The organism is Shinella sp. G-2, assembly GCF_050172695.1.
Lineage (GTDB): Bacteria > Pseudomonadota > Alphaproteobacteria > Rhizobiales > Rhizobiaceae > Shinella.
Window position 1 is genome coordinate 388,985 of record NZ_JBBEYH010000002.1, and the last position, 13,093, is coordinate 402,077.

A 13,093-nucleotide genomic window follows, 5' to 3' on the forward strand; every position below is an offset into this window, starting at 1 on the left:
CCCTCACCCCTCGTAATTCGCGCGCACCAGTTCGTCGAGCAGGCGCACGCCGAAGCCGGAGCCCCAGGACTGGTTGATCTCGTCGGTCGGCGAGCCCATGGCGGTGCCGGCGATATCGAGATGCGCCCAGGGCGTGTCCTTGACGAAGCGGTGCAGGAACTGCGCGGCGGTGATCGAGCCGGCATAACGTCCGCCGGTGTTCTTCATGTCGGCGAACTTGCTGTCGATCATCCGGTCGTATTCGCGGCCGAGCGGCATGCGCCACAGGCGCTCGTTGGTGGCAAGGCCGGCGGCCGTCAGGCGCGCGGACAGCGTGTCGTCGTTGGAGAACAGGCCCGCATGGTGGCTGCCGAGCGCCACCATGATCGCGCCGGTCAGCGTCGCGAGGTTGATCATGAACTGCGGCTTGAAGGTCTCGTTGCAGTACCAGAGCGCGTCGCACAGGACGAGGCGGCCTTCCGCATCGGTGTTGATGACCTCGATGGTCTGGCCGGACATCGACTTGACGATGTCGCCGGGGCGCTGGGCATTGCCGTCGGGCATGTTTTCCACAAGGCCGAGAATGCCGACGACATTGGCCTTCGCCTTGCGGGCGGCCAGCGTGTGCATGAGGCCGATGACGGCGGCCGCGCCGCCCATGTCGCCCTTCATGTCTTCCATGCCGGCGGCCGGCTTGATCGAGATGCCGCCCGTGTCGAAGACCACGCCCTTGCCGATGAAGGCGATGGGACGGTCCTTCTCCTTGCCGCCCTTCCACTGCATGATCGCAAGACGCGGCGGACGCACGGAGCCCTGCGCGACGCCGAGCAACGCGGCCATGCCGAGCTTCTTCATCTCGCGCTCGGTGAGGATATCCACCTCGACGCCGAGCTTTTCGAGCGCCTTGGCCTTGTCGGCGAACTCGACCGGGCCGAGCACGTTGGCCGGCTCGTTGACGAGGTTGCGCGCGAGAATCACGCCCTCGGCCACCGCGTCGGACACCTCGTTGGCCTTCTTGGCGGCGCTCGCGACGGCGGTGACGAGCGTCACCTTGACGCTCTTGGCGTTCTTCGCCTCGTCGTCCTCGCCCTTTTTCGTCTTGTAGATATCGAAGCTGTAGACGCCGAGCTGCATGCCGAGCGCGAAGTCCGCCGCGTTCCTGTCGGTAACGGAAACGCCGGGCGCGTCGAGATAGACCGTCGCCTTCTCGGCGCGGCCGATCCGTGCCGCGGCAGCGCCGCCCGCCTTCAGCCAGTCATGGGCCGTCAGCTTGTCCGCCTCGCCGAGGCCGAGCACGAGAATGCGGTCGGCGGATGCGCCGTGCGGGGCGAGAACATCGAGGCTCTTCAAGGCCTTGCCGGTGAATTTCGCCACATCGGCCGCGCGGGCGACGACGCCCTGCGGATCCACCTCGCCGATGCCCGCCGCCTGCCCGCCGGAGATCTGGAGAAGGACGGCGAGGCCGCCGGATGCGCGCGCGCTCTTGGCAAAACCGATGTCGAATTTGGAAGGCATGATTCACTCCGCAGGGGGCCGTACGGCCTTTCGTTCGGCCGCAAAGGCCGCTATTGCCACCAATTCCTTGTCGCTTTTGCGACGCTTGGCAAGATGCGCCCGCTTGTTTAGAGATCGTTAGGCATGCTTGTTCGCCATAAATTTTCCATCCGCGCGCAGACTCTGCGCTATGGCGTCAGCCTCAAGAAAGCTTATATGCCCATTGCAGTTCCGTTGATGGGCGTCGTGGACGCGGGACGAGAACCGCTTGTCGGACGTGCGGACTGAAAGATGAAACTGATCGAGCGCTATATCCTGCGGCGGGCGTCGCTCATGTTCGTCGCCACGCTCCTGCCCCTGCTCGGCATCGTGTGGGTGACGCAGGCCCTCAGCAGCATCAACCTCGTCACCGACAGCGGCCAGTCGATCTTCGCCTTCGTGAAGCTCGCCACCCTCATCCTGCCCTCGGTCATCCCGATCATCCTGCCCTTCGCGCTGGTCATCGGCGTGTCGCAGACGCTGACCGTCATGAACGCCGATTCGGAGCTGACCGTCCTCAATTCGGCCGGCAGCTCGCGCACCACCATCATCCGGCCGATCATGATCCTCGCCGTGGCGATGAGCCTCGTCTCCTTCGCGGTCGACAATTTCGTCGAGCCCTATTCCCGCATGGCCGTGCGCAAGATGATCGCGACCGCCCATGCCGACATGCTCTCCTCCGTCGTGCAGGAAAACACCTTCCGCAAGGTCACCGACGGGCTCTATGTGCAGGTGGCCGAGCGCCGCAACGGCGGCGTGCTGCACGGGCTCTTCGTCGCCGACACGCGCGATCCGCGCTTCGAGATGGTCTATTATGCCCGCGAAGGCGCGGTGGACGAAAACTCCTCCGCCCTCGTGATGAAGGACGGCGAGGTGCACCGCAAGCTGCCGGACGGCAACGTCTCCATCATCAAGTTCGAATCCTACGCCTTCGACCTGGCCGACCTCACGCAGAGCACCGGCACCTCGAACGTGCGCGCCAAGGACCGGGACCTGCCCTATCTCATCCATCCCGACCCCGAAGATCCGCAATACAAGAAAAACCCGGGCGCCTTCACCGCCGAGCTGCACCGCCGCTTCAGCGAATGGCTGTTCCCGGCGGTCTTCGGCCTGATCGCCCTCGTCGTCAGCGCCGACGCCCGCTCGCACCGCGAGGCGCGCATGCATCCGATGATCACGGCGCTGCTCACCGCGCTCTTCGTGCGCTGGGCCAGCTTCTACGCCTCGAACAATGCGGAAGAATCGGTCTATTTCATCCCCGTCATGTATCTGATCCCGATCGTCACGGCCGGCCTTGCCATCCGCTATCTCGCGCGCAACAAGAGCCTTGAAATCCCCGCCACGCTCGGCGAGCGCCTCACGGAACTGCGCGACCGGATTCTGGCGCGCCTGCGGCCGGGCGCCGCCCCCACCGGCGGGAGCGGCACGCCATGATCGGCACGCTCGGCTTCTATTTCTTCCGCCGCTACATCGTCACCACGCTCTGGTTCCTGCTCGGCATCTTCTCGCTGGTCTTCATCATCGACTTTTCCGAAATGTCGAACCGCGTCGGCGCATTGCCGGGCTATACGCTGAGCACCGGCCTTCTCGTCACGGCGCTGCGCATCCCGACGATCCTGATGCAGACCGTGCCCTTCGTCGCGCTCTTTTCCGGCATGGCCGCGCTGATCTCGCTCAACCGGCGCTACGAACTGGTGGTGACGCGCGCGGCCGGCATTTCCGTCTGGCAGTTCCTGCGCCCCTTCGTCGTCGGCGCCTTCCTCTTCGGCCTGCTCGCGGTCCTGACGCTCAATCCGCTCGCCGCCTGGGGAAGCCGGAAGGCTCTGGAGTTCGAAGCATCCTGGGGCGCGACCAATGCGGCGCGCTCGGAAACCTCCATTCCGTGGCTGCGCCAGATCTATGACAAGGACGAGGCGATCATCGGCGCCAAGGCCGTTCTCGACAACGGCACGCGCCTTCTCAACGTCTCGGTTATCCACTTTGATTCCGACAGCCGCATCGTGCTCAGGCAGGACGCCGACTCGGCCACTTTGGAAGATGGTTACTGGCTTCTTAAGAATGTGAACGAAACGCGCAGCGGTGAACTGCCGGTTCGTCTCGCAGAGGTACAGCTTCGTACCAACCTGAAACGGGAGTTCGTTCAGGAGAGTCTGGAAAAGCCTGAAAGCATTGCCTTTTTCGAACTCGGCCGGAAGATCGCGGCGGCAAAGTCCTTCGGCTTCCCGACGAATGCGATGGAAACGCAGTTCCATTCCATGCTCTCGCTGCCGCTGCTCCTGGTTGCGATGACGCTGATCGCAGCCTGTGTATCGTTAAAATTTAGTCGGTTTAATCAATCGCGTGCGGTGATTCTGGGTGGAATCCTGTCAGGCTTCATGCTTTATGTCGTCACCGTGCTTGTGAAGGCATTCGGAAGCAGCGGTGTTGTTCCTCCGTTCGTTGCGGCCTGGCTCCCAGTGGTCGTCGCAATGTCCTTGGGCGCGACGATTCTTCTCCATCAGGAGGACGGCTAGTGGCGGTAGGCGCCCGCAAAACGAATCGGTGGTTGAAAGCCGCCCTGCTTGCAGGTGCGGCCATGTGCGCCCTCATGCCCGCATTCTCCCTGCCCGCTTCCGCGCAGATGACGGACATCTCCACGATGGAACCGAACATCCCGGAAGGTAGCAAGCTGCTGCTCGCATCCAACGAGCTCGTCTATAACAATGACAATCAGACGGTCGTCGCGCGCGGCGCCGTGCAGATCAATTACGGCGGCTACAAGCTCGTCGCCCGCGAGGTCGAATACGACCAGAAGACGGGCCGGCTGAGGGCGCGCGGCAATATCGAACTCGTCGAACCGACCGGCAACCGGGTCTACGGCGAAGAGATGGACCTGTCGGACGATTTCGCCAACGGCTTCGTCAACGCGCTGCGCATCGAGACCACCGACCTCACCAAGCTGGCGGCGACCAGCGGCGAGCGCGTCAACGGCGAGGAGATGATCCTCAACCACGCCGTCTATACCGCCTGCACGCCCTGCGCCACCAACCCGACCCATCGCGGCCTGTGGGAAGTCAAGGCCGAGCGCGTCGTGCAGAACGGCCGCACCCGCACCATCCGCCTCGAGCGCGCGCGCTTCGAGATGTTCGGCAAGCCGATCGCCTATATTCCGGTGCTTGAGCTGCCCGACCACACCGTCAAGCGCAAGACCGGCTTCCTGTTCCCGCGTTTCCGCTACGCGCAAAAGCTCGGCCTCGGCATAACGGCGCCCTATTACATCGCCATCGCGCCCGACATGGACGCGACGCTGTCGCCCACGGTCTTCACCAAGCAGGGCTTCCTCATGGAAGCCGAATTCCGCAAGCGCTTCCATAACGGTCAGATCACGCTGCACGCCGCCGGCATCCGCCAGCTCAGCGCCGATTCGTTCACCAAGAACACCAGCGACTGGGAAGAAGACGGCTTCCGCGGCATGGTCGGCTCGACCGGCAAGTTCCAGATCAATCCGCGCTGGACGTTCGGCTGGAACGTCATGACGCAGACCGACAACAACTTCTCGCGCACCTACGATATCGACGGCTTCAAGGACGATACCTTCGTCAACGAAGGCTATCTGTCGGGCCTCGGCCGCCGCAACAGCTTCGACCTGCGCGCCTTCTATTTCGACGTGCAGGACGCCGATCCGCTGGACAAGGCCGAAAGCAAGCAGGCCATCGTCCAGACGCTCGACCACGAATATATCGTGCCGCAGCCGGTGTTCGGCGGCGAGCTTAGCGTCACGACGAACCTGACCAATATCGAGCGCGATCTCGCCGACACCTACACGGTGGGCGGCAAGGACCGCTTCCGCGGCCTTGAAGGCGGCACCACGCGCCTGACCAGCGAACTGGAATGGAAACGCCAGTTCGTCGTGCCGGGCGGCCTCGTGCTCACCCCCCTTCTCGCCGCCCGCGGCGACATCCACCGCCTCGACATGCGTCCGCCGGGCGCCGGTTATGCCGGCACCTACGAGATGGACGATTCGGCGACCCGCGCCATGCTGACGGCCGGTCTCGAGGCGCGCTACCCGATCCTGGCGACCACCGACACCAGCACGCATCTCTTCGAGCCGATCGCGCAGATCTATGCGCGTCCGAGCGAGGACCTTGCCGGCGGCCTGCCGAACGAGGACGCGCAGAGCTTCGTCTTCGACGCCACCAACCTCTTCGAACGCGACAAGTTCTCGGGCTTCGACCGCATCGAGGGCGGCACGCGCGCCAATCTCGGCATCCGCTATACCGGCACCTTCGACAATGGCGTGCAGCTGCGCAGCATCATCGGCCAGTCCTTCCATCTGGGCGGCGTGAACTCCTTCGCGACGGACGATCTCGTCAATGCCGGCGCCAATTCGGGCCTCGAGACGGACGTTTCCGACTATGTCGGCATGGCGGGCGTCGACCTGCCGAACGGCATTTCGTTCTCCACCCGCGCACGCCTCGACAAGGACAACCTGTCGCTGCGCCGCTCCGACACGTCGCTGCGCTTCGACGGCGCGCGCTTCGAGACGGAGCTGACCTATACGCGCATCGCCTCGCAGCCGCTCTACGGCCTGATCGATTCCGCCAGCGAGGTTCAGGGCGCGGCCGCGTTCAAGTTCCACGACTACTGGTCCGTCTTCGGTTCCATCACCTACGACATCGGCAACCACGTCGTCTCGCGCAATGGCGTCGGCCTGTCCTATGACGACCGCGACACCGTCTTCTCGATCGTCTACGAGCAGACGCGCGACAAATCGAGCAGCGTGGCGAACGACTGGTCGATCGGCGCCCGCCTGATGTTCCGCACCATCGGCGACATCCAGGTCGGCGACACGACGCTCACCGGCTTCTGACGAGCCTGCCGCGGGCTGCTCTTGTCATCGTTTGGCCGCATGTATTATGCACATCCGGGAGAGTTTTCCTCCCGGTCCCCGCGCTTGAGCGGGCGGGAGCGTGCGAAATGGGTTTGAAAAAGGGACTGGCATGATGGGCAGACAATCTCTGGTGCGTTCCGTGATGATGGGCCTCGCGCTCACCGCAGCGGTGACGTTCTCCGCCCCCGTGGGCACCGCTCAGGCTGCAAGCTCGGTTGTCGCGGTCGTCAACAACACGGCGATCACCAGCGGGGATGTCGAACGCCGCGTCAACTTCCTGAAGCTGCAGCGCGCCAAGGGGAACCTGCGCAGCCTCGCCCGGGAACAGCTGATCGAGGATGCGCTGAAGCGCGAGGAAATCACCCGTGCCCGCGCCTCCGTCACCACGACCGAGGTCGACGCGGCCTTCGCGCGCTTTGCCTCCTCCAACAAGATGACGCCCGACCAGCTCGGCAAGATCCTCAGCCAGGCCGGCGTCGGCGCCGAACACTTCAAGCAGTTCATCGCCCTGCAGATGAGCTGGCCGCGCATCGTCAATGCCAAATACGGCCGGACGACCAACGGCAAGTCGCTCGTCGAGCGCATGCAGGAAAACGGCGGCAAGAAGCCGGTGACGACGGAATACTTCCTCAAGCAGGTGATCTTCGTCGTGCCGGAAAAGCGCCGCAACGCCATTCTCGGCAAGCGCAAGGCGGAGGCGGAAGCCTCCCGCTCGAAGTTCCCGGGCTGCGAGGGCGCCAAGGCCTTTGCCGCGACCATGCATGACGTGTCGATCCGCGACCTCGGCCGCGTGCTCGCGCCCGAAATGCCGGCGGACTGGAAGCCGCTGATCGAAAAGGCCAAGGGCCAGACGACCGGCACGCGCGTCACCGAGCGCGGCGTCGAATATCTCGCGATCTGCAAGCAGCGCGAAGTGAACGACGACGTCGCCGCCGAAATGGTCTTCCGCGCCGAGGACCTTGCCAACAGCAAGGGCAACGAGAACGACGAGAACAGCAAGAAGTACCTCGCCGAACTGCGCAAGAAGGCGACGATCACCGAACGCTGACGACAGGCGCCCCGGCCGCGGGGCGCTGACCCACCCCGCCGGCGGTCTCGAAAGCCCCGGCTTCCGTTTCCAAGCAGGTCCGGATCGCGGCGCATGCCGCCCCCGGGACTGCCCTTCCGGCAGGGCCTCATGACGACGACGCACACACCGCCGCTGGCGCTCACCATGGGCGACCCGGCGGGGATCGGGCTGGATATCACCCTTGCCCTCTGGTCGGACCGCAAGACGCTTTCGCTTCCCCCCTTCCTCTTCATCGGCGACGCCGCGGCCCTTGCCGAACGGGCCGCCCTGCTCGGCCTCGACGTCGCGCTCGCTGCGGCGACGCCCGAGACGGCGGCGAGCGTCTTTTCCGATGCCCTTCCGGTCCTCGCCGCCGATTGCGCCGCGCCCGTCGTCGCCGGCGAACCCGATTCCCGCAATGCCGCCGCCATTACCGGCGCCATCGAGACGGCCGTCGCCCTCACCATGGCGGGCCGCACGGCCGCGGTCGTCACCAATCCCATCGCCAAGGCCGTGCTCTACGACGCCGGCTTCGGCTTTCCCGGCCATACGGAATTCCTCGCCGATCTCGCGGCAAAGGCGACGGGCGAAGAAGCCCTCCTGCCCGTCATGCTGCTGGCCGGACCGAAGCTGCGCGCCGTGCCCGTCACCATCCACATCCCGCTGAAGGACGTGCCGGAGGCGCTGACGGAAGACCTCATCGTCGAGACCGCCGTCATCACCGAACGGGACCTTCGCCAGCGCTTCGGCATAACCCGGCCGCGCCTTGCGATTGCCGGCCTCAACCCGCATGCCGGCGAAGGCGGCGCGCTGGGGCTGGAGGACGATGCTATCGTGCGCCCGGCGGTCGAACGCCTGAAGGCCGCCGGCATTTCGGCCGTCGGCCCGCTTCCGGCCGACACGATGTTCCACGACGCCGCCCGCGCGAGCTATGACGTGGCGCTCTGCATGTATCACGACCAGGCGCTGATCCCGGCCAAGGCGCTCGGCTTCGACGATTCCGTCAATGCGACGCTCGGCCTGCCCTTCATCCGCACCTCGCCGGACCACGGCACGGCCTTCGCGCTCGCCGGCAAGGGCGTCGCCAGGCCCGACAGCCTGCTGGCGGCGCTCAGCCTTGCGGCCGTGCTTGCCGCGCATGAACGCAACACGAAGGAGACGGCGTAATGGCTGCCCTCGACGGACTTCCGCCGCTGCGCGACGTCATCCAGCGCCATGGGCTGGATGCCAAGAAGGCGCTCGGCCAGAACTTCCTGCTCGATCTCAACCTCACGCAGAAGATCGCCCGCACGGCCGGCCCCATAGAGAACCATACGGTGATCGAGGTCGGCCCCGGCCCGGGCGGCCTGACGCGCGCCATCCTCGCGCTCGGCGCAAAGCGCGTCATCGCCATCGAGCGGGACGCCCGCTGCCTGCCGGCGCTGGCGGAGATTTCCGACCACTATCCGGGCCGCCTGACGGTCATCGAGGGCGATGCCCTGAAGACCGATTTCGAGGCGCTGGCGCCCGGCGAGCCGGTGCGCATCATCGCCAACCTGCCCTACAATGTCGGCACGCAGCTTCTCGTCAACTGGCTGCTGCCCAAGACTTGGCCACCCTTCTGGGACTCGCTGACGCTGATGTTCCAGCGCGAGGTGGGCCTGCGCATCGTCGCCGAAGAGAACGACGACCACTATGGCCGCCTCGGCGTGCTCTGCGGCTGGCGCACGGATGCGCGCATGGCCTTCGACGTGCCGCCGCAGGCCTTCACGCCGCCGCCGAAGGTCACGTCCTCGGTCGTGCATCTGGAACCTGTGCCCAATCCGCTCGCCTGCGATGTCTCCGCCCTCGAACGCGTCACCCACGCCGCCTTCGGCCAGCGCCGCAAGATGCTGCGCCAGAGCGTCAAATCCCTCGGTGGCGAGACCCTGCTGGCCAAAGCCGACATCGACCCGCAGCGCCGCGCCGAGACGCTGAGCGTCGAAGAATTCGTCCGGCTGGCCAACGCGCTCTAAGAGGCGCCGCCTCCCTTCCTGAATTCCCTCACCCCTCTCCTCCGTCACCCCGGCCTTGAGCCGGGGTCCAGCACGCTCGCGTCCGCGAGCGCGAAAGACTCCCGTCACCAGATGCGAGGCGTCCTCTCGCCGCGCGGACGCGCGGCGGCTGGATCCCGGCTCAAGGCCGGGATGACGGAGGAGAGGTTCGTGCGCAGGGTATGAAGCCCTGTGCGGAGAATGAACCGCAAGCGCGAAGCACGGCGGCCAAGGCCGCGGTTACTCGACCGACTCGCCTCAGCCCCGCTGCACGGCTGGCTAACGCGCCAGGGGCCGCGCCGCCCCGAAGCCTCCGGAGCGATCCGCTTCCCTCTCCTCCGTCACCCCGGACTTGATCCGGGGTCCAGCGCGCTCGCGTCTGCGAGCGCGAAAGACTCCCGTCACCAGATGCGAGGCGTCCTCTCGCCGCGCGGACACGTGGCGGCTGGATCCCGGTGCAAGGCCGGGATGACGGAGGAAAGGTTGATGCGCAGGGAATGACGATGCGGCTGTTTCGCCGCATCCGTGCGGGTATGGCACGCAAAGGCAGCGGCCGCATCGGCGAGCAAGGCAAAGGCGGCGGCGTGGCCGCGCAGAGGCGGCCGCGTGGGCGGGCGCAGGCGGCGGCCGCTTGGCCGCCCCCCCCTTCAGAGCACCGGCTTTTCCGTCACCAGTTGGGTCACGAAGTCGAACAGGCCGTGGCGGCGGTCGCGGCGCAGGCGTTCGGCCTTGACGATGCTCTGCACGGCGTCGAAGGCGACCGACAGGTCGTCGTTGAGGATGACGTAGTCGTATTCCCGCCAGTGCTCGATTTCCGCGCGGGAATTGGCGAGACGGGTCTGGATGACCTCTTCCGTGTCCTCGGCGCGGCGGTGCAGGCGCGATTGCAGCTCGGTCATCGAGGGCGGCAGGATGAAGATGGAGACGACGTCGGCCGGCATCTTTTCCTGCAGCTGCTGGGCGCCCTGCCAGTCGATGTCGAACAGCATGTCGCGGCCCTTGCCCATCGCCTCTTCCACCGGCTCGCGCGGCGTGCCGTAGAAATTGCCGTGCACCTCGGCCCATTCCAGCAGCGCGTCGCTGTCGCGCAGCCGCTCGAATTCCTTGTGGTTGATGAAGTGGTAGTGCCGGCCGGCGATCTCGCTGGCCCGGCGCTGGCGCGTCGTCACGCTCACCGACAGGCTGAGGCCCGGATCGGCCTCCAGCAGGTTGCGGGCGATGGTCGACTTGCCGGCGCCCGACGGCGAGGAGATGACGAGCATCAGCCCGCGGCGCTCGATATGGATCTGCTTCGACGGTTCGGCCATGGCCTACTCCAAATTCTGGACCTGTTCGCGGAACTGGTCGATGACGACCTTCAGTTCGATGCCTGCAGCCGTTACAGCAGCGGCGTTCGACTTGGAACAGATCGTATTCGATTCCCGGTTAAATTCCTGTGCGAGAAAATCGAGCTTGCGGCCGATCGGCCCGCCCTCGGCGATGAGTTCGCGCGCGGCCGCGACATGCGCCTTCAGCCGGTCGATCTCCTCGCGCAGGTCCGCCTTGGTGGCGAGCAGCGCCGCCTCCTGGTGCAGCCGGTCGCGGTCGAGCGCGCTCGCCCCCTGCATCAAAAGCGCGACCTGCCCGGCCAGCCGCTCGGCAATGGCCGCAACGCCGCGCGAAGGATCGGCCTCCACCGTCGCCGTCAGTGCCTCGATGCGGGCGACCTGGCCGAGCAGCACGCCGGCAAGCGCCGCGCCTTCCTTGCGCCGCATCTCGGCAAGGCGGGTAACCGCCTCGGCAAAGCCCGCCCGGATGTCGCCGTCGCGCGCCGTGCGCTCCGCCTCGCTCTCCTCCGCCTCGCGGAAATCCACGACGCCGCGCATGGTCAGCAGCGTGTCGAGCTTGACCGGGGCGGGATCGACGATGCCGGCGAGCTGGTCGCGCAGCGCCAGCACGGCGGCGAGCGCCCGCTGGTTGACGACAGCCTCGATCTGCGCCTCGCTGACGCCCGCGGCAAGACCGATCTGGATATTGCCGCGCGAGAAGGCCTCGCCCGCCAGCCGCCGCACATCGGCCTCCAGCGCCTCGAAGCCGGGCGGCAGGCGCAGGCGCAGGTCGAGGCCCTTGCCGTTGACCGAGCGCAGCTCCCAGGCCCAGCGCGTGCGTCCGCTGGTTCCCTCGACCCGCGCAAAGCCGGTCATCGATTGTAATGTCATGTCAGCCTCCAATGGCGCCTTGCCGCGGCGGGGCCGGGAACGGGCAGCCGGATGCGCGCGGCAGGCGCGCCATCGTGGCTGCCAAAGTGAAGCAGTTTCACGGCGTTGGAAACCTGCGGGACCGCCGAACCGCCCGCGATCCACATCAAAGGTGAGGCCGGAAAACAAAACGGCCCCGGACGCGGACGCCGGGGCCATGGTCTCGTGCCGTCCGTCCCGTTTACTGGGACGTTGTGGCCTCGGTTTCCTTGGCGGCTTCCGCCGCCTTTTCCGCTTCCAGCTTGCGCCAGCGGCGGACATTCTGGTTGTGCTCGTCCAGCGTCTCGGCGAAGACGTGGCCGCCCGTGCCGTCGGCGACGAAGTAGAGGTCGGAGGTGCGCGACGGGTTGGCGACGGCCTCCAGCGCGGCGCGGCCCGGATTGGCGATCGGCGTCGGCGGCAGACCCTTGATGATATAGGTGTTGAACGGCGTCTGCTTTTCGAGGTCCGACTGGAAGATCGGCCGGTCGGCCGGTTTGCCCTCGCCGCCGAAGATGCCGTAGATGATCGTCGGGTCGGACTGCAGGCGCATGCCCTTTTCGAGACGGTTGAGGAACACCGAGGCGACGCGCGAGCGCTCGTCGGCGCGGCCCGTTTCCTTCTCGACGATGGAGGCGAGCGTGACGAATTCCTCGCGCGTGGCGATCGGCAGGTCGTCGTCGCGCCGCTCCCAGATCTGGTCGATCAGCGCCTTCTGCGCGTCGAGCATCTGGTGCAGGATATCGGCGCGCTTGGTGCCACGTGAGAACTTGTAGGTGTCGGGCATCAGCGAGCCCTCGACCGGCAGGTCCTGCGGCAGTTCGCCTTCCAGCACCGGGTCCTCGGTCAGGCGCTTGAACACCTGCTTGACCGTCAGGCCCTCCGGCACGGAGACGCTGTAGAGGATCGACTTGCCGGACTTCAGCAATTCGACGATCTCGCGCATCGAGGCGCCGGCCTTGATCTCGTATTCGCCGGCCTTCAGCGTCTCGCCGTCGAGATAGACGCGCGAGAGCACGCGGAAGACGCGGCTGTCGCTGATGATGTTGTTGCGCTCGAGATTGGCGGCGATCTCGTTCGTGCCGGCCCCGCCGCGCACGATGAAGTTCGTGTTGGCCGTCAGCGGCCCCTGCTCGTCATAGCTCTTGACGCCGTAGTAGAAGATGCCGACGCCGATGATCGTGGCGAAGACGACCACGGTCATGACGAAATTCAGGAAGATGACGACCTGGCTGCGGGCCTTGCGCGAGCGGCGACGGCTCGGCGGCTCCGGCACCTGTTCGGGCCTGAGGGCTTCTTTGGCGGATTTGGGGATGATGCGCGGCTGGCCGGAAGCCTCGCCACGGCCAAACTGCGTCTCGCCGGATTCGTTCGTGTCGCTCACGGACTGTCCTCATGGGTTCGGGTATTGCCCGCTGTGTTCAACAGAGCAATA

10 protein-coding genes are annotated in these 13,093 nt (G+C 66.1%); 6 read left to right on the plus strand and 4 right to left on the minus strand.

Annotation, left to right across the window (positions count from 1 at the left end; genetic code table 11):
• Nucleotides 1-3 precede the first annotated feature (3 nt).
• Nucleotides 4-1,494 (minus strand): leucyl aminopeptidase, encoded by a 1,491-nt coding sequence (locus V8U06_RS05865; RefSeq protein WP_427139872.1) that lies wholly within the window; start codon nucleotides 1,492-1,494, stop codon nucleotides 4-6.
• A 270-nt stretch (nucleotides 1,495-1,764) separates the two neighbouring features.
• On the opposite strand from V8U06_RS05865, the gene lptF reads away from it, so the two are divergent.
• The 6 genes from lptF (at nucleotide 1,765) to rsmA (ending at nucleotide 9,424) form a co-directional block, all read left to right on the plus strand.
• On the plus strand, nucleotides 1,765-2,946 hold the full coding sequence (gene lptF, locus V8U06_RS05870; protein WP_226919740.1) for an LPS export ABC transporter permease LptF: 1,182 nt from the start codon (nucleotides 1,765-1,767) through the stop codon (nucleotides 2,944-2,946).
• Nucleotides 2,943-4,025: an LPS export ABC transporter permease LptG gene (gene lptG, locus V8U06_RS05875; protein ID WP_427139873.1), complete on the plus strand. Its 1,083-nt coding sequence runs from the start codon at nucleotides 2,943-2,945 to the stop codon at nucleotides 4,023-4,025. Before lptF ends, lptG begins: the two co-directional genes overlap by 4 nt.
• The gene (locus V8U06_RS05880) at nucleotides 4,025-6,361 is read left to right on the plus strand and encodes an LPS-assembly protein LptD (protein WP_427139874.1); all 2,337 of its coding nucleotides are present in this window, start codon (nucleotides 4,025-4,027) and stop codon (nucleotides 6,359-6,361) included. Before lptG ends, V8U06_RS05880 begins: the two co-directional genes overlap by 1 nt.
• Before the next feature lie 130 nt (nucleotides 6,362-6,491).
• Nucleotides 6,492-7,430 carry a peptidylprolyl isomerase gene (locus V8U06_RS05885; protein ID WP_226919743.1) on the plus strand — a complete coding sequence of 313 codons (939 nt, stop codon included), beginning with the start codon at nucleotides 6,492-6,494 and terminating at the stop codon, nucleotides 7,428-7,430.
• Between the two features lie 129 nt (nucleotides 7,431-7,559).
• The gene (gene pdxA / locus V8U06_RS05890) at nucleotides 7,560-8,597 is read left to right on the plus strand and encodes a 4-hydroxythreonine-4-phosphate dehydrogenase PdxA (RefSeq protein WP_427139875.1); all 1,038 of its coding nucleotides are present in this window, start codon (nucleotides 7,560-7,562) and stop codon (nucleotides 8,595-8,597) included.
• A complete protein-coding gene (gene rsmA / locus V8U06_RS05895) occupies nucleotides 8,597-9,424 on the plus strand; it encodes a 16S rRNA (adenine(1518)-N(6)/adenine(1519)-N(6))-dimethyltransferase RsmA (RefSeq protein WP_427139876.1) in 828 nt (275 codons plus the stop codon). The genes pdxA and rsmA overlap by 1 nt, the downstream gene beginning before the upstream one ends.
• A 665-nt stretch (nucleotides 9,425-10,089) precedes the next feature.
• On the opposite strand, the gene gmk is transcribed toward rsmA, so the two are convergent.
• The 3 genes from gmk to mltG form a co-directional block, all read right to left on the minus strand.
• The gene (gmk, locus tag V8U06_RS05900) at nucleotides 10,090-10,749 is read right to left on the minus strand and encodes a guanylate kinase (RefSeq protein WP_226919746.1); all 660 of its coding nucleotides are present in this window, start codon (nucleotides 10,747-10,749) and stop codon (nucleotides 10,090-10,092) included.
• A 3-nt stretch (nucleotides 10,750-10,752) separates the two neighbouring features.
• The gene (locus V8U06_RS05905; protein WP_427139877.1) at nucleotides 10,753-11,640 is read right to left on the minus strand and encodes a YicC/YloC family endoribonuclease; all 888 of its coding nucleotides are present in this window, start codon (nucleotides 11,638-11,640) and stop codon (nucleotides 10,753-10,755) included.
• A 220-nt stretch (nucleotides 11,641-11,860) separates the two neighbouring features.
• Nucleotides 11,861-13,042 carry an endolytic transglycosylase MltG gene (mltG, locus tag V8U06_RS05910; protein WP_226919748.1) on the minus strand — a complete coding sequence of 394 codons (1,182 nt, stop codon included), beginning with the start codon at nucleotides 13,040-13,042 and terminating at the stop codon, nucleotides 11,861-11,863.
• Nucleotides 13,043-13,093 lie beyond the last annotated feature (51 nt).

What these genes read in the sequence shown, in the direction of transcription:
- lptG (WP_427139873.1), top strand. Translation starts at nt 2,943, where the DNA reads ATGATCGGCACGCTCGGCTTCTATTTCTTCCGCCGCTACATCGTCACC.
- V8U06_RS05865 (WP_427139872.1), bottom strand. Translation starts at nt 1,494, where the DNA reads ATGCCTTCCAAATTCGACATCGGTTTTGCCAAGAGCGCGCGCGCATCC.
- V8U06_RS05905 (WP_427139877.1), bottom strand. Translation starts at nt 11,640, where the DNA reads ATGACATTACAATCGATGACCGGCTTTGCGCGGGTCGAGGGAACCAGC.
- lptF (WP_226919740.1), top strand. Translation starts at nt 1,765, where the DNA reads ATGAAACTGATCGAGCGCTATATCCTGCGGCGGGCGTCGCTCATGTTC.
- gmk (WP_226919746.1), bottom strand. Translation starts at nt 10,749, where the DNA reads ATGGCCGAACCGTCGAAGCAGATCCATATCGAGCGCCGCGGGCTGATG.
- pdxA (WP_427139875.1), top strand. Translation starts at nt 7,560, where the DNA reads ATGACGACGACGCACACACCGCCGCTGGCGCTCACCATGGGCGACCCG.
- V8U06_RS05885 (WP_226919743.1), top strand. Translation starts at nt 6,492, where the DNA reads ATGATGGGCAGACAATCTCTGGTGCGTTCCGTGATGATGGGCCTCGCG.
- rsmA (WP_427139876.1), top strand. Translation starts at nt 8,597, where the DNA reads ATGGCTGCCCTCGACGGACTTCCGCCGCTGCGCGACGTCATCCAGCGC.